The sequence below is a fragment of the Stenotrophomonas lacuserhaii genome, assembly GCF_039674585.1.
GTDB classification, from domain to species: domain Bacteria; phylum Pseudomonadota; class Gammaproteobacteria; order Xanthomonadales; family Xanthomonadaceae; genus Stenotrophomonas; species Stenotrophomonas pennii_A.
The window spans coordinates 20,847-36,474 of record NZ_JBDJNU010000040.1; the positions used below are offsets into that span (position 1 = coordinate 20,847).

13 protein-coding genes are annotated in these 15,628 nt (G+C 68.8%); 5 read left to right on the forward strand and 8 right to left on the reverse strand.

Annotated elements, in window-relative coordinates; all coding sequences use genetic code 11:
- The first annotated feature begins 3 nt into the window (after window positions 1–3).
- Window positions 4–921 (forward strand): DMT family transporter, encoded by a 918-nt coding sequence (locus tag ABE522_RS14055; RefSeq protein ID WP_346592224.1) that lies wholly within the window; start codon window positions 4–6, stop codon window positions 919–921.
- A 5-nt stretch (window positions 922–926) separates the two neighbouring features.
- On the opposite strand, the gene ABE522_RS14060 is transcribed toward ABE522_RS14055, so the two are convergent.
- From ABE522_RS14060 to ABE522_RS14075, 4 genes are all read right to left on the reverse strand, one after another.
- Entirely contained in the window at window positions 927–1,649 is a 723-nt protein-coding gene (locus ABE522_RS14060; protein WP_101100116.1) for a pseudouridine synthase, read from the reverse strand.
- Window positions 1,650–1,689: 40 nt separating this feature from the next.
- Window positions 1,690–3,354 carry a GGDEF domain-containing protein gene (locus ABE522_RS14065; RefSeq protein WP_406846363.1) on the reverse strand — a complete coding sequence of 555 codons (1,665 nt, stop codon included), beginning with the start codon at window positions 3,352–3,354 and terminating at the stop codon, window positions 1,690–1,692.
- Window positions 3,355–3,459: 105 nt separating this feature from the next.
- On the reverse strand, window positions 3,460–5,877 hold the full coding sequence (locus tag ABE522_RS14070) for a putative bifunctional diguanylate cyclase/phosphodiesterase (RefSeq protein WP_406846364.1): 2,418 nt from the start codon (window positions 5,875–5,877) through the stop codon (window positions 3,460–3,462).
- A 173-nt stretch (window positions 5,878–6,050) separates the two neighbouring features.
- On the reverse strand, window positions 6,051–7,946 hold the full coding sequence (locus ABE522_RS14075) for a DEAD/DEAH box helicase (RefSeq protein WP_346592227.1): 1,896 nt from the start codon (window positions 7,944–7,946) through the stop codon (window positions 6,051–6,053).
- A gap of 233 nt (window positions 7,947–8,179) precedes the next feature.
- On the opposite strand from ABE522_RS14075, the gene ABE522_RS14080 reads away from it, so the two are divergent.
- Window positions 8,180–8,413 carry an RNA-binding S4 domain-containing protein gene (locus ABE522_RS14080; protein ID WP_101099930.1) on the forward strand — a complete coding sequence of 78 codons (234 nt, stop codon included), beginning with the start codon at window positions 8,180–8,182 and terminating at the stop codon, window positions 8,411–8,413.
- 30 nt (window positions 8,414–8,443) lie between these two features.
- Here ABE522_RS14080 and ubiM read toward each other — a convergent pair whose 3' ends face one another.
- The 4 genes from ubiM to ABE522_RS14100 form a co-directional block, all read right to left on the reverse strand.
- Window positions 8,444–9,625, reverse strand: coding sequence for a 5-demethoxyubiquinol-8 5-hydroxylase UbiM (ubiM, locus tag ABE522_RS14085; protein WP_346592228.1), 1,182 nt, complete (start codon window positions 9,623–9,625; stop codon window positions 8,444–8,446).
- Window positions 9,626–9,715: 90 nt separating this feature from the next.
- Window positions 9,716–10,105 carry an MAPEG family protein gene (locus ABE522_RS14090; RefSeq protein WP_346592229.1) on the reverse strand — a complete coding sequence of 130 codons (390 nt, stop codon included), beginning with the start codon at window positions 10,103–10,105 and terminating at the stop codon, window positions 9,716–9,718.
- 3 nt (window positions 10,106–10,108) lie between these two features.
- On the reverse strand, window positions 10,109–10,663 hold the full coding sequence (locus tag ABE522_RS14095; protein ID WP_346592230.1) for a DUF4019 domain-containing protein: 555 nt from the start codon (window positions 10,661–10,663) through the stop codon (window positions 10,109–10,111).
- Window positions 10,664–10,721: 58 nt separating this feature from the next.
- Window positions 10,722–11,885: a COG3904 family protein gene (locus ABE522_RS14100; RefSeq protein WP_346592231.1), complete on the reverse strand. Its 1,164-nt coding sequence runs from the start codon at window positions 11,883–11,885 to the stop codon at window positions 10,722–10,724.
- Window positions 11,886–12,031: 146 nt separating this feature from the next.
- Here ABE522_RS14100 and ABE522_RS14105 point away from each other — a divergent pair, with 146 nt between their 5' ends.
- Genes ABE522_RS14105 through ABE522_RS14115 form a run of 3 tightly spaced genes read left to right on the forward strand, consistent with a single transcriptional unit; the run spans window position 12,032 to window position 15,307 of the window.
- Window positions 12,032–13,507 (forward strand): AlkA N-terminal domain-containing protein, encoded by a 1,476-nt coding sequence (locus ABE522_RS14105; RefSeq protein ID WP_346592232.1) that lies wholly within the window; start codon window positions 12,032–12,034, stop codon window positions 13,505–13,507.
- Window positions 13,504–14,001 (forward strand): methylated-DNA--[protein]-cysteine S-methyltransferase, encoded by a 498-nt coding sequence (locus ABE522_RS14110; RefSeq protein ID WP_101099926.1) that lies wholly within the window; start codon window positions 13,504–13,506, stop codon window positions 13,999–14,001. Before ABE522_RS14105 ends, ABE522_RS14110 begins: the two co-directional genes overlap by 4 nt.
- A 46-nt stretch (window positions 14,002–14,047) precedes the next feature.
- Window positions 14,048–15,307: an alkaline phosphatase family protein gene (locus tag ABE522_RS14115; protein ID WP_346592233.1), complete on the forward strand. Its 1,260-nt coding sequence runs from the start codon at window positions 14,048–14,050 to the stop codon at window positions 15,305–15,307.
- Window positions 15,308–15,628 lie beyond the last annotated feature (321 nt).

Consider the following 15,628-nt stretch of genomic DNA (forward strand, 5'->3'; position numbering starts at 1 on the left):
GCGATGAGCAGCCCCGATACCCGCAAAGCCCTTCTCCAGATCCATTTCTGCGTGCTGCTGTGGGGCATCACCGCCATCCTTGGCAAGCTGATCACCCTGCCAGCGCTGCCGCTGGTGTGGTGGCGCATGCTGCTGGTGGTGGCCATGCTGGCGCTGCTGCCGCGGGTGTGGCGGGGCCTGCGCACCATGCCCTGGCGGGTGGTCACGGCGTACTCCGGCATCGGCGCGCTGGTCGCACTGCACTGGCTGACGTTCTACGGCGCGGTGAAGCTTGCCAATGCCTCGGTCGCCGCTACCTGCATCGCGCTGGCGCCGGTGTTCACCTCCATCATCGAACCGTGGGTGGCCAAGCGGCCGTTCCAGCTGCGCGAACTGCTGTTCGGCCTCGCGGTGCTGCCCGGCGTGGCGCTGGTGGTCGGCGGGGTACCGGAGGGGATGCGCCTGGGCGTGCTGGTCGGGGCGATGTCGGCGCTGCTGGTGGCGGTGTTCGGTTCACTCAACAAACGCATGGTCAGCCATGCCGATCCACTGACGGTCACCGCGCTGGAACTGGGCGCCGGCACGCTGACCCTGACCCTGCTGGCACCGTTGATGCCGTTCCTGCTGCCCGCCCTGGCCAGCCCGCTGTGGGTGCTGCCGGACCTGCACGACGGCATCCTGCTGCTGGTGCTGGCCGGATTCTGTACCCTGCTGCCGTTCGCGCTGGCGCTGGTCGCGCTGCGCCACCTCAGCGCCTACACCGTGCAGCTGGTGACCAACCTGGAGCCGGTGTACGCGGTGATCCTGGCGGTGGTGCTGCTGCGTGAGCAGCACGAAGTGGCGGGCTGGTTCTACGTCGGCGTCGCCGTCATCGTCGGGGCGGTCTTCCTGCATCCCCTGCTCAACCGTCGTCGCCCCGTCCAGCACCCCGAACTGATCTGACCCGACTACCAGTCGACCTGCCCCGGCAGCAGCCCGCGCAGTTCCGGCTCGCTGAGGTTGCGCCACTGGCCCGGCTTGAGCGCGCCGATCTTGATGTTGTCGATGCGTACGCGACGCAGCTGGGTCACCCGGAAACCGAATTCGGCCGCCATCAGGCGGATCTGCCGGTTCAGGCCCTGCTGCAGGGTGATGCGGAACCCGAACTTGGCGATGCGCGAGGTACGGCACGGCAGGGTCATCTGGTCGTGGATGCGCACACCACGCGCCATCGCGCGCAGGAACTCGTCGGTCACCGGCTTGTTCACCGCCACCAGGTACTCCTTCTGGTGGCCGTTTTCCGCGCGCAGTATCTGGTTGACGATATCGCCGTTGCTGGTCATCAGGATCAGCCCTTCGGAATCCTTGTCCAGTCGCCCGATCGGGAAGATGCGCTGCTCGTGCCCGACGAACTCGACGATGTTTCCCTTCACCGAACTTTCGGTGGTGCAGGTCACCCCGACCGGCTTGTTGAGCACGATGTAGACGTGGCGGCGGCCGCCCGGACGGCTGGCCTGGCGGGCGCGCAGGGGCTGGCCGTCGACCAGCACCTTGTCCTCCTCGCCGACCACCGCGCCGGTACCGGCGGGACGTCCATTGACAGTGACGCGGCGTTCGCTGATCAGCCGGTCGGCCTCGCGACGGGAGCAGAAGCCGGTCTCGGCGATGTATTTGTTGATGCGGATGGTCATGTCCCCATTATCCGGCATTTGTCGCGCCCACGGCATCCGTTCATAGCGGACGCACCGCGTCCAGCTGCTCACCATCCATCACCTGGTCACGCCCGGCGCGCTTGGCCCCATACATGGCGTGGTCTGCCCGGCGCAGCAGTCCGGCCAGGTCGTCATGGTCGGGCCGCCACTGGGCCAGGCCGATGCTCGCAGTCAGTGCCAGGCCATCCACCTGCAGCGCCACCCCGGCCTCGGTGATCCTGCGTCCCACCTGCTGCAACCGTGCCGCGGCGACTTCGCGCGGGGCTCCCGGCAACAACAGCAGGAACTCTTCCCCGCCCATCCGGAACACCTCGTCACGGCCCCGCAGGGCGCCGCGCAGGGCCCCGGCGACCGCCTGCAGTACCGCATCGCCGGTATCGTGGCCGTGGCGATCGTTGATTTCCTTGAACAGGTCGATGTCCAGGAAACCGATCACCAGCGGTGCGCCCTCGGCCCGTGCGCGTTCGATCTGCACGCCCAGCTCGCGCAGCCCGGCGCGCCGGTTGGGCAGGCCGGTCAGGTAATCGGTGTCGGCCAGCTGGCGCATCTCGTCACGTTGTTCGCGCAGGTTGCCCAGGCGCTGGTTGAGCGCATAGGCGGCCATCATCAGCAGCCAGGTCACCGCCAGCTGCAGGGCTTCGACACGGTGGGCCAGCAACCACTGGGCGCGCGCCAGGTCGGCCACGATCATCACCAGGAACGGTGCCAGCGCGACCAACCCGATACTGGCCCAGCGGTCATTGCGCGACCACGCCCATACCCCCGCCAGCAGGGCCGCCACGCAGCCGGTGAAATGGGCCGCCTCCAGCACATCCGACGTCCAGCCCAGCAGCGTCCAGTCCATCCAGGGCACCAGCAGCGCCACCGCGAACAAGGCGCAGCCCACGGCCGCGACCACGCTACGCGAACGCGGCCAGGCGCGGTCCCCGGCGTTGAGTCGCCACAACATCGGCAGCAGCACGGCCTGTGCGCAGGCGGTCAGGCCAACCAGCCACCAGGCGCTGTCCACGCCGACCGGGAACCACGGTTCGGGATAGCCGCTCAGCCCGCCCAGCACCGCCTGCCACAGCACGAACACCGCGCAGGCAGCGATGTACAGCAGGAAGATGCGGTCCCGGGAGGTCAGGAACCCCATCAGCGCCGACAACGCCAGCGCCAACGCCACCGCGACGCAGGCGGTACGCACCAGCAACCGCGCCGTATCACGCTGCTGTACCGGACTGGGCGCGCCGAGTCGCAGCGTCGGCCCCCAGCGTTCCTTCAGCGGCGTGGCCCAGGACACATGGATCGGTTCGCGGCTTCCGGCACGCGGCACGGTCACCATGCCGATGCCCGCGCGGAACCGCGAATCACGCGTACGCGCATCGCCCATGTTGCCGCAGATCTCGCGGCCGCCGTGGCGGATCGACACTTCGCCTGCGTAGACATTGAAGATATCCAGCGCCTGCGGCTGGCCCGACCATCCGCCTTCCGGGGCGGGAATATCCAGTCGCTGCCGCTGCCCGTGCAGCATGTAGGGTGCGCAGGCACGATGCGGCGTCGGCTCGTCGGTCGCCCTACCCAGCAGCAGGTAGTCGCGCACCGGCTGCGGCACGGCGGCTGCATTGCACGACGCCAGCAGGCTGGAAAACAGCACTGCCGCCAGCACCCACCTTCCCCTGGTCCAGCGGCCCGACCGTCCCATCGTGCTCCCCACGCAACACCCACCTGCTCGTCATCCGTGTCGGCAGATTATCGCAGCCCGGCCGATTTCACGCCGGACGAGCGCCGCGCGCCGTGCCAGCGCGCTTCAACGGCTACCCAACCACTTCCCCTGCCTGTCGTGGCGCACCGGATGCAGGGCGGTCTGGGTGCTCCGCTCCAGCGGCTGCGGACGTTCGATCGCATAGCCCTGCAAACCCTGCACGCCCATCTCCACCAGCTGCGCCGCCTGCTCTTCGGTTTCCACCCATTCGGCGATGACCTCCAGCTGCAGTTCGCGCCCCAGCGCGGCGATGGCGCGCACGGTGGCACGGCTGACCGGGTCGGTCTGCATGTCGCGCACGAAGGTCCCGTCGATCTTCAGCAGGTCCGCTGACAGCTGCCGAAGGTAAGCAAACGAGGAAAGCCCCGAGCCGAAGTCATCCAGCGCGATGCGGCAGCCACGCGCCTTCACTGCATCGATGAATTCCCGCGCCTGCGCCAGGTTGCTGATCACCGCCGTTTCGGTGATCTCGAAGCACAGCCGCTTGGCCAGCGTGCGGTTGCGTTCCAGCAGGTCGTTGACGAAGGTCAGGAAACCCGGATCGGCGATCGACTGCGCCGAGACGTTGACGTTGCACAGGCCCAGCCGCGCCACGTGCGCCGGACAGACCTGCAGGTGGCGGAACAGCATCGACAGCACGCAGCGGTCCAGCGACATCCCCATGCCATAGCGTTCAACAGCGCCAATGAACTCGCCCGGACCATGCAGCACGCCCTGCTCGTCGCGCATGCGCACCAGCACTTCGTAATGCAGGTAGTCCGGGTCGCCGACGGTGGCTATGCGCTGTGCATACAGCAGCATCCGGCCGTCGGCGATGGCGTGGCTGACCCGACGCAGCCGCTCGGCCTCACCGCGGTGCTCATCCAGCGCCAGCCGGTCTTCGTTGAAACAGTGCACCCGGTTGCGCCCGCCCTGCTTGGCGGCGTAGCAGGCGCTGTCGGCGGCGCCCATCAACCAGTTCACGTCCGGCGTATCGGCGCGCACTTCGACCACGCCCACGCTGCAGCTGATCTTCAGCGTGTCATCGCCCAACTGGATGCTGGCCTGGCCCAGCGTGCGGATCACCCGCTGCAGTACCCGCCGTGCCTCCTCCTGGCCCGCGCGTGCGAGAAACACCGCGAACTCGTCCGCTCCCAGCCGGCCGACCCAGTCCCCTTCGCGCACCGCCCCCTTGAGGTGTTCGGCGAAGGCCCGCAGCATCTGGTCACCTGCCGCGTGTCCGACCGCTTCGTTGACCAGCTTGAAGTGGTCCAGGTTGAGATGGCACAGCGCATGCACGCCGCCTTCGTCGCGCACCTGCTGCAACGCCAGTTCAAGCTGCCGCTCGATCTCGCGGCGGTTGATCAGGCCGGTCAGCACATCGTGACTGGCGTGGTGCTGCACCTGCCGGGCCAGCACGTGGTTCTGGGTGACATCGTCGACGATGGCGAAGATCGACGTGCCCTGCTTGCCCCGGTGGACGGCGGTGCCGCTCCAACGCCCCCACATCAGGCTGCCATCGGCGCGCAGGAAGCGCAGCTCGCCAGCCTCCAGCTGACGGGGCCAGTCGATCTCCCCTTCGTCGTCCAGCACCAGCTCTCCTTCGGCCAGCAGCTGGCGCAGGTGCATGTGCACCAGCTGCTCACGTGATCGCTGCAGCAGGTCGGACAAAGCCTGGTTGACCTCCATCAGGCCGCCGCCGCTGTCGATCTTCAGCATGCCCACGCTGGCCTGGTAGAAGGCTGCCCGGAAGCGCGTCTCCTGTTCCATCAGGTCGATGCGTACACGCCGCGCCAGCAGCACCGCCACGATCGCGATCGCCACCACCGACAGCGCGCCAACGACGAGGGTGGTCATGCGCACCAGCGCGGACATGTTCACCAGCGCCAGCGAGAATCGGCGCGCCGTGTCCTGCAGTTGCAGGTCCAGTTGCTGCAGCCGCCGCCCATACCGCACTGCGTCCTGGGCCGGGATGGCCCCGCCGGACAGCCGCTGCTCCAGTTCGTTGCTGATCGCGGAAATTTCCAGCAGCGGCGAATCGGTTTCCCGCCACAGCTGCGAGGCCTCGCGGAAATAGGCAAGGTCGCGCCCATAGCGATAGGACAGGATCAGCCGGTTCACATCGCCGCGCGCATTTCCACCGCGCAGGAACGCCGCGCGGGCCGCGTTGGTATCCGGCGGCTGCCGCTCCAGCGCCTGACGCGCCTGCAGATCAGCCAGCGGCACGTCGAGCTGCATACGTGCCTGCTGCAGATCCGTCGCGTGGCCGCTTTCCAGATACCGGTGCAGCGAGGCGACCGCCTGCTGCTGGGCGCGCGACCAGTGGCTCTGGCCGACGATCCAGGCGGTAGAGGCCGCCTGCAGTTCCTGGATGAGCGCGGAGATGCCCACCAGGCCGACCGCCATGCCGGTGAGCAGCGCAAAGCGCAGTGTCAGGCCGCGCGCCTTTGCACGCTGCCGCATTCCCGCACCGGCCTCAGCCATACCTGGAACCCCGAATCCGTGGTAGATCCTGCTTGCTGCCTGCGCATCATGCACGCTGGAATCGGCGCTGTCTGCATCCCGGCAGACCGCCCGTCGCTGGCCGGATGCCTGTCCCGGGTCAAAAAAAACGCCAGCCCGGGGGCTGGCGTTGCATTCATCGGATCACGCGCGGATCAGACGTTGCGCGGACCACGCGGCTTGAAGCCATCGCGGCGCGGCGGACGATCATTGCCACCCGGCGCGCCCGGACCGCTGCGGCGCGGACCGCCCTTGTCGAAGCGCGGCTTGGACGGCGCACGCGGTGCCTGGCTGATGTCTTCACCCGGCTCCACGCGGCGCATGTTGAGCTGCTGGCCGGACACCCACACTTTCTTCAGATGGGTCAGTACGTCCTGCGGCATGTCGATCGGCAGGTCCAGCACCGAGAAACCGTCGTGGATGTCGATGCGACCGATGAAGCGGCTTTCCAGCCCGGCTTCGTTGGCGATGGCGCCGACGATGTTGGCCGGCTTCACGCCATGCTGGTGGCCCACTTCGATGCGGAAGGTCTCCATGCCCTGCTCCGGTGCACCGCGCGGCGGCATCTCACGGCGCGGACGCTCCTGGAAGCCTTCGCCTTCGGCGCGCGGGGCGCGGTCGAACTTCGGGCGCTCGCCCCGTTCGAAGCGATCGTTGCGCTCCGGACGGTCGGTGCGCTCGAACCGCTCGCGCGGGGCACGCTCTTCGCGGGGGGCGCGTACCGGCGGCTGCAGCAGGAACGGGGTGTCACCCTGCATCATCTTGGCCAGCGCGGCCGCGATGTCGATCGCCGGCACGTTGTTCTCGCCTTCGAAGCGCTCCAGCAGCTGCCGGTAGAAGTCCAGGCCGCCCTGGCCCAGCGTTTCGCTGATGCGCGCGGTGAACTTGTTGACGCGGTTGTCGTTGACCGCTTCCACGCTGGGCAGCTGCATTTCTTCGATCGGCTGGCGGGTGGCGCGCTCGATCTGGCGCAGCATGCCCTTCTCGCGCGGGGTGGCGAACAGGATCGCTTCGCCGCTGCGGCCGGCACGACCGGTACGGCCGATGCGGTGTACATAGCTTTCGGTGTCGTACGGGATGTCGTAGTTCAGCACGTGGCTGATGCGCTCCACGTCCAGGCCGCGCGCGGCCACGTCGGTGGCGACCAGGATATCCAGCTTGCCTTCCTTCAGCATCGCGATGGTGCGCTCACGCTGGGCCTGCTGCATGTCGCCGTTGATGGCGGCGGCGGCCAGGCCGCGGGCCTGCAGCTTGCCGGCCAGTTCTTCGGTGCCGGCCTTGGTGCGGGCGAAGATGATCATCGCATCGAACGGCTCGACTTCCAGGATGCGGGTCAGCGCATCCAGCTTGTGCATGCCGCTCACCCACCAGTAACGCTGGCGGATGTTCGCCGAGGTGGTCGTCTTGTTGACGATGGTGACCTCGGCCGGATCCTTCAGGTAGGTCTGGGCGATGCGACGGATGGCCGGCGGCATGGTGGCCGAGAACAGCGCCACCTGGCGCTTCTCCGGCAGCTTCTTCAGCACCGCTTCGACGTCGTCGATGAAGCCCATGCGCAGCATTTCATCGGCTTCGTCCAGCACCAGCGTCTTCAGCTCGGACAGGTCCAGCGTGCCGCGGTTCAGATGGTCGATGACGCGGCCCGGGGTACCGACCACGATGTGCACGCCACGACGCAGCGCGGACAACTGGGTGGCATACGGCTGGCCGCCGTACACCGGCAGCACGCGGAAGCCGGGGATCTTCGACGAATAGGTCTGGAAGGCCTCGGCGACCTGGATCGCCAGTTCGCGGGTCGGGGCCAGCACCAGGGCCTGCGGCTTGCTCTGCTGCAGGTCGATGTTGGACAGTACCGGCAGGGCGAACGCGGCGGTCTTGCCGGTGCCGGTCTGGGCCTGGCCCAGCACGTCGCGGCCTTCCAGCATCGCCGGGATGGTGGCGGCCTGGATCGGCGAGGGGGTTTCGTAACCGACGGCGGCAACCGCCTGCATCACGGGCTCGGAAAGGCCGAGCTGCGCGAACTGCAGCGGCGCTTGGGTATCTTGGGACATGGGGAACTCCGAAGGCACTGCCACGAACGTGGCAGGCGAAAAAAGGGGGGTATTTTGCGCTTAGGGCGCCCTTCTGACGCGTGCCCCGGCGCTTTTTCGAGTGCATAGCTTACAGCACCTTGCATGAACGACGTGCACGGCGCGTCATCGCCGCCGGCGCGGCGACCGCCGCTCCCGGTGCGCCGGCCCCGCGCCTGCCTCACAATGGGCGCCATCCATCTCAGGAATACCCCATGCAGATCCTCGAATTCGACCTCGACGGCGAGTACGTCGAGCTGAAGCAGCTGCTCAAGCTGACCGACCTGGTCAGCAGCGGCGGCGAAGCCAAGATGGCCATCAGCGAGGGCCTGGTGCTGGTCGATGGGGCCGTCGAACTGCGCAAGGCGTGCAAGATCCGCGCAGGCCAGCAGGTGGAATTCAATGACAGCGTGATCCGCGTGCTGGCGCTGCCGCCCGAAGCCGGGTAATCCCGGCGCTGCCGGGTCCGTGGCCGGCTCCTACCCCGCCACCGGCTGGGTAAGACGATTGGCGATCAGCCGGCGGAACGGGCGCACGCCCTGCGCGATGCGCAGTCCGGCCGCGCGCAGCAGCCGCACCGGCGCGCGATCATCGGTATAGACCCGGGCGATGGCGTTGGTGGTCTCGTACAGCGCGCGGGAAGCCAGCCGGTGCTCGCGCTGGTAGCGCGCGAGCATGCGTGCATCGGCGATGTCCGCGCCCCGCGCCTGTTGCGCGATGACCAGCCGGGCGAGCCGCTGTTGACTGGCCAGGCCGAGGTTGAACCCGTGCGCGCTCACCGGATGCATGCCCACGGCCGCATCGCCGATCAGCGCCGCACCGGCGGCGATGAAGCGTTCGGCATACACGCCCACCAGCGGATACGCCTGCGGCGTGGTGACCGGGCGCATATGGCCCAGCCGGTACTCGAAGAACCCGCTGACCGCTTCACCGAACGCGGCCCCGTCCATCGCCAGCAGCGCCTCGGCCTGCCGCGGCGGCAGGGTGACCACCGCCGATGCCAGACCTTCGTTGAGCGGCAGCAGGGCCATGGTGCGGCCATGGCCGAACCATTCCCACGCCGTGTGGTGGTGGTCACGCTCGAGCTGCATCCGGCACACCAGCATCGTTTTGCCGAAGTCCTGCAGGCGCGCACCGATCCCCAGCATGCGCCGGGTGGAAGAGAACCGGCTGTCAGCCGCCACGATCAGTCGTGCCTGCACGCTGCTGCCGTCGTCGAGCAGCACCTGCTGGGCACCGTCCGCCGCACGCACGCCCTGCACCCTGCGTCCGTCGAGCAGCTCCAGGCCGGGCTGGTCACGGACGGCATCCCACGCCGCGCGGCGGATCAGGTGATTGGGCACCAGCCAGCCCAGCGGATCGGCGCTGCGGCCCTCGCTGGCAAAGGTCAGTGCGAACGGCGAGCGCCCATCCAGCACCCGTGCCTCCCGCAGTTCGGCGATTTCCGCGGCAGGCAGCCGTTGCCATAGCTGCAGGTCCTGCAGGACCCGGCGCGAGGCATGGGTAAGGGCGATTTCGCGGCCGTCGAACGCTGCGTCCGCCAGCGCCTGGCGCGGCTGCGGCTCCACCACCGTGACCTGCAACCCACTGCCTGCCAGCGCGCGGGCGAAGCAGAGTCCGGCCGGGCCTGCGCCCACCACCACCACATCGGTCATTCGCATGCTGCTTCCCCGCGATTTCATGTCCAGCAGCAGCATAGCGATGCGGGCACGCGCGGGGCCTTGATCTGGATCAGGCGCTGCGGTGGCGGTTCACAACAGCGCCCACAGCAGCATCAGGATGCCGGCCAGCGACACCAGCCATGCCAGGCTGCGCAGGTAAGGGATGCCGACCGCATACAACGGCACGTAGGCCAGTCGTGCCCAGAAATACAACTGCACCGCCAACGCCGTGCTGGCGTCCTGCCTGCCCGCCACCACCACTGCGATGGCAGCGGCGGCGAACACCGCGAAGGTCTCCAGGAAGTTGGCCTGCGCCCGTTGCAGTCGCCCCGCCAGCAGCCCGGGGGGCGGCGCCTGGCCATCGCGGGCTGAAGCGTTCCAGTGCGTGCCGCGTTCGCGGGTGACCGCCGCAGCGGCCAGCATCACCTGCGCCAGCCCGAGCACCCCGGCCCAGGCCAGCATCTGCAGTTCGATGGCCATCGCTCAGGTCCCCGGCGCGCGGACGCTGTAGCCGGCCAGGCGCCAGACGCGGTCCTCATCCAGGCGGAAGCTGACCAGTTCGCGTACCGGCTGGGCGCTCTTCTCGAACCGGGTCGGGTAAGTCACGTTGAGGTACAGGCCCTCAGGCACCGCCGCGCCGGCATTGAAGCGGACCCGGCTGATGCTCGGCTGGCCCCTGCCGACCAGCGCACCCAGTCGGGCGCGATCAGCGGCGACCTGCTTGGCGAAGGCATCGCGGGCAACCGCCTTGCGTGCCACCGACGAGGCGCCATCCCACAGTTGTGCGGCCTGGCCGCCATCGACCAGGCGTACGGCCTGCAGGGCGGCCGCACTCATTTCGGCATTCTGCTTGTCCAGCTGGGCCTGCTGGGCCGGGGTGAGCTGCTGGGCCGGCGCAGCCGGTCGTGCTGCTGCCGGCGCGGTAGTCGGCGCGGCTGGCGCGGCGGCAGCCTGCGGGGCCTTCGCGGCCGGCTGGGGCTGCTGGGCCCCGGCGGCGAACGGCAGCAGCAGGGACAACACCATCAACGAACGCTTCATCGGACGCTACCTGTTCAGGAGGACTGCCCGCAGTCTACGCCAGCGGCAGGAGGCGGTTTCACGACTCCGGCGGCGCGCCTGCGGGCTGCCGCCCTGCGGCCGTGGAAGCATCCATTCCCAGGCTCCCCTGTGCGGCACCGTCGGCAGCCGGGGAGGCTCCCGGCGCAGGGGGCAGGGTCGCCACATCGATCTCCGACAAGGGGCTGTCCGACGGGCATACCTCATCGGGGAAACCGTAGTCTTTCTTCAGCGCCTGGCCACACGTGTTGACCGCGTCCAGTTCCGCGCCTTCGCGCTTGCACTGCTGGTCGAAGGCCACCAGGAAGGCATCCTTGCGGCGTACGAAGTCATCGCCGCAGGCCCGCATCTGCTTGATCCGCTCCAGGTCGTCCTGCACCGCGTTGGTGCCGTCCAGGCCGTACTGGCGCAGTTCTTCAGCGCTGAGCAGGCGCAGGCTGCGGTTGGGCACGGTCATCATCAGGTCGGCCACGCCCACTGCCACGCCGTTGCGCTGCAGGTAGTCCTTTACGTTGTCGTACACCTCGTGCAGTTCGCGGTTGAGTTCGGCGCGCGAGGTGGCCTTCGAACTGATCCGCATCATCCGATGGATGCCGACCTTGCCCGATACCAGGCGATTGTCACCGGCCGCCAGCACGAACACGCAGGCGCTGTGGCAGACCGACCCTTCGCGCACCCAGATGGTCCAGTTCGATTCGCCGATGCCATCACCGGCCACGATCGCCGATTCCACCTGGCCGCCGCTGGAATCCAGGTCCAGGATGCGCTTGTGGATGCCGAGTTGTTCGGCCACCACGGCCAGCCGCCAGCTCAGTTCGGCGAATCCCGGGTTGATCTTGCCGCTGTAGCGGACGCGCAGCAGGCCACGCTCCACGCAGGGCTGCAACGCCTGCTCCATCTCGGCCCGCGCAAGGCCGGGCAGCGCTACGCCGTCACCCTCGCTGGCGTAGTCGGTGCTGCAGCTGATCCAGGCCTCGCCGTTTTCCAGTGATGCCGCCGGCCATGCACGGTCGGTACGCTCGGCAGGCGGCGCGACAGGACGCGGGGCGTCGGCCACGTTGATCGATACCATGTGGTCGCCATCGGCGCCGGGCGCGCGCGTCGCCGCTTCGTTGGCGGTGACGTTGCCGGGGTTCTCCAGCCTGCTGCACGAAGCGAGGGCGAAGGCGAGGCATAGCAGGGGCAGGCACCATCTGGGCGACATGAACCTTGGAACCGGGAAGGGGAAACGACCCCAGTCTAGAGCCTGCGCCGCGTGTGACGACAACGCTCCCTGAATCCGTACCCGCCACTGGCATCCATGTCCGAAAACGGCGAGCCCCGCCCTGCCCTGCGGCCTAGACTGTAGCCATGTCCTCGACCGCCGCCCTCGACACTGCCACCTGCGAACGCGCCCGCCTGGCACGCGACGCGCGTTTTGACGGCTCGTTCTTCACCGCCGTGCGCAGCACCGGCATCTATTGCCGGCCGGTGTGCCCGGCCCCGCCGCCGAAGCCGTCCAATGTGACCTACTACGCCAACGCGGCCACCGCTGCAGCCGCGGGCTACCGGCCGTGCCTGCGCTGCCGTCCAGAGCTGTCGCCCGTCGCCCAGCAGGGGCTGGAGCAGGAGACGGTCCGCCGCGCGCTCGATCTGATCCACGCGGGCTTCCTGCAGGACGCCAGCGTGGCCGCCCTGGCCGAACGGGTCGGGGTCGGCGCGCGCCAGCTGCAGCGCGTGTTCGTGGCCGCGCTGGGGGTGACGCCGCTGCAGCTGCACACCACCCAGCGCCTGCTGCAGGCCAAGCAGCTGCTGACCGAAACCCGCCTGCCGGTCACCGATGTCGCGCTCGCTGCGGGCTTCAACAGCCTGCGCCGATTCAACGACGCCTTCCTGGCCGGCTGCGGCATGCCACCCAGCGCCATCCGTCGCCTGCCCGGCGTGGCAACCCGGACCGGCCAGGGCCTGCGCCTGCGATTGGGCTACCGGCCGCCGCTTGATTTCGGCCTGATGCTGCAGTTCCTGCGCCGACGCATGATCCCCGGCATCGAGCGCATCGAAGAGGACGGCTATGCACGCGTCATCGGTCCGCCCGAGCGCCCCGCGCTGCTGCGGGTGCATGCCGACGCACGCCGCAGCGAGCTGGTGCTGCAGCTGGACGGCGTCGACCCGCGGCAGATTCCGCAGGTAGTGCGGCGGGTACGGCATATGTTCGACCTGGATGCCGACCTGCGCCAGGTACACGCCACCCTGCAGGGCGACCCGCTGCTTGCGCAGGGCATCGCGCTGCGGCCGGGGCTGCGCGTGCCGGGCGGCTGGGAGGGCTTCGAAGTCGCGGTGCGCGCGGTGCTGGGGCAGCAGGTCAGCGTGGCCGCGGCGACCACGCTGGCACGGCGTCTGGTGCAGGCGTACGGGCAGGTGCTGCCGGGCATGCCGGACGGGCTGGACCGGCTGTTCCCGCAACCGGCACGGCTTGCCGACGCCCCCCTGGAATCGATCGGCCTGCCGCGTACGCGCGCGGCGACCCTGCGTGCGCTGGCACGCGCCTGCGATGCCGGTGAGCTCGATTTCAACGCCGGCCAGCAGTTGCAGGAATTCGTACAGCGTTGCGTGGCGTTGCCCGGGATCGGCGCGTGGACCGCGCAGTACATCGCGCTGCGCGCGCTCGGCCAGCCCGATGCCTTCCCGGCCGGCGACCTGGTGCTGCAGCAGATGCTCGGCACACCCGAAAGACGCCTGACCGAGCGCCAGGCCGAGCAGCGCTCGCAGCCATGGCGTCCGTGGCGCGCGTATGCCGTGCTGCACCTGTGGCATCTGTCCACCCCGTTTACCGGAGTTCCGTCATGACCCTGCACTACGATCGTTTCGATAGTCCGATCGGCGAACTGACCGTGGCCGGTGATGCGCACGGCATCGCCCACATCCTGTTCCCGCAGAACCGCCACGATGCCAAGGGGCGCGGGCACTGGATACACAACCCGGCCACGGTGCACGATGCACGCGAGCAGTTGCTGGCCTACCTGCACGGCGAGCGCACCCACTTCGACCTGCCGCTGGCACCCCGCGGCACGCCGTTCCAGCTGCGCGTCTGGAACGCGCTGGCCGACATTCCATTCGGCCAGACATGGAGCTACCTGCAGCTGGCGACCCTGCTTGGCCAGCCCACCGCCACCCGCGCAGTGGGCGCAGCCAACGGGCGCAACCCGCTGCCGATCGTGCTGCCCTGCCATCGGGTTATCGGCCGCAATGGCGCGCTGACCGGCTTCGGCGGCGGGCTGGAAACCAAGGCCGCGCTGCTGCGCCTGGAACAGGGGGATGGCGCGTTGTTCGTACGCCAGTGACATGGGGTGTCTTGGGTGCGTCATCGCCTCGCCTTAGAATGACGTGATGACTCGACGCCCCTTTGCCTGGATGCTGGCCGCTGTCCTGCCGCTGGCTGCCTGTACCACCGCCCCGCCCCATTCCACCGTGCCCACCACGCCCCCGGCCGTGGTGCAGGAAAAGCCCGCGCACAAGATGCTGCTGGTGTCCATCGATGGCCTGCGCGCCGATGCGCTGGACCGCGGCATCACGCCGAACCTGCAGCGCATCATCGACGGCGGGGTACGCGCGGAATGGATGACGCCGTCGTATCCCTCGCTGACCTTCCCCAACCATTACACCCTGGTCACCGGCCTGCGTCCGGACCATCACGGCATCATCCACAACAGCATGGACGTGGCCGAACTGGGCCGCTTCAAGCTGAGCGAGGCCGAGACGGTGACGCGGGTGGAGTGGTGGGGCGGCGAGCCGATCTGGGTCAGCGCCGAGCAGGCCGGGGTACGCACGGCGACCTGGTCCTGGCCGGGCAGCGAAGCGGAAATCAAGGGCATCCGGCCCAGCCAATGGCGCCGCTACGATGAAAGCATCGCCCTGGAAGCCCGCGCTGACAGCGTGCTGGGGTGGCTGCGGCAGACCGACGCCGCTGCACCGCGGCTGGCTACGCTGTACCTGGAAACCGTCGACAAGGCCGGGCACCGGCATGGTCCGGATTCGGCGCAGTACACCGCAGCGGTCAAGCAGGCCGATGCCGTGGTGGGACGCCTGCTGGATGGCCTGCAGCAGCATGGATTGAGCGCGGACACCAACGTGGTGGTGGTCTCCGACCACGGCATGGCAGCGGTGGCGCCGGGCCACGTGGTCGCCACCGAAGACATGGTGGACCCGCGGCTGGCACGCACCATCAGCACGGGCCAGTCGATCGGTTTCGAGCCGGTGGAAGGGCAGCAGGCCGCCGCCGAACGTGCACTGCTCGGCCGCCACGCGCACTACCAGTGCTGGAACAAGCAGGACCTGCCGGCACGCTGGCACTACGGCAGCAACCCGCGCATTCCGTCGATCATCTGCCAGATGGACGAGGGCTGGGATGCGCTCAGCCGTGAAAGCATCGCGCGCCGCCGCCATGAGGATCGGGGCTCGCACGGGTATGACAACGCGCTGCCTTCGATGCGTGCGGTGTTCATCGCGCGCGGCCCGTCGTTCAAGCAGGGCAAGGTCATTGCCCCGTTCGACAACGTGGATGTGTATCCGCTGCTGGCGCGGCTGTTGCAGGTGCCGGCGGCCGCCAATGATGGCGATGCCGATCGGTTGCTGGACGCCCTGCGCTGAGGTTGTGTGTGTGCCGGGCTGCGCCCGGCGCCTGCTCTTCAAGCAACGTCAAGATCAACGTCAAAGGCTGCAGGGCTGTTTGGGCTGGCGGGGCGGGGTGGCCTCGGTAGCGCCGACCCATGGTCGGCGGATTGTTCCCGCCAACGGCCCGCTGCGCTCGCCGACCATGGTCGGCTCTACCGCTTTTCTTCTTTTTTTTGCGCGGGTGGCGGCCACCGGAACCTGTCAGGGGGCCGGGGGGGGGGGGGGGGGGGGGGGGGGGGGGGGGGGGGGGGGGGGGGGGTTCGGAAGTGCCCCCAGCTCAGACAAAACGCGAGACCC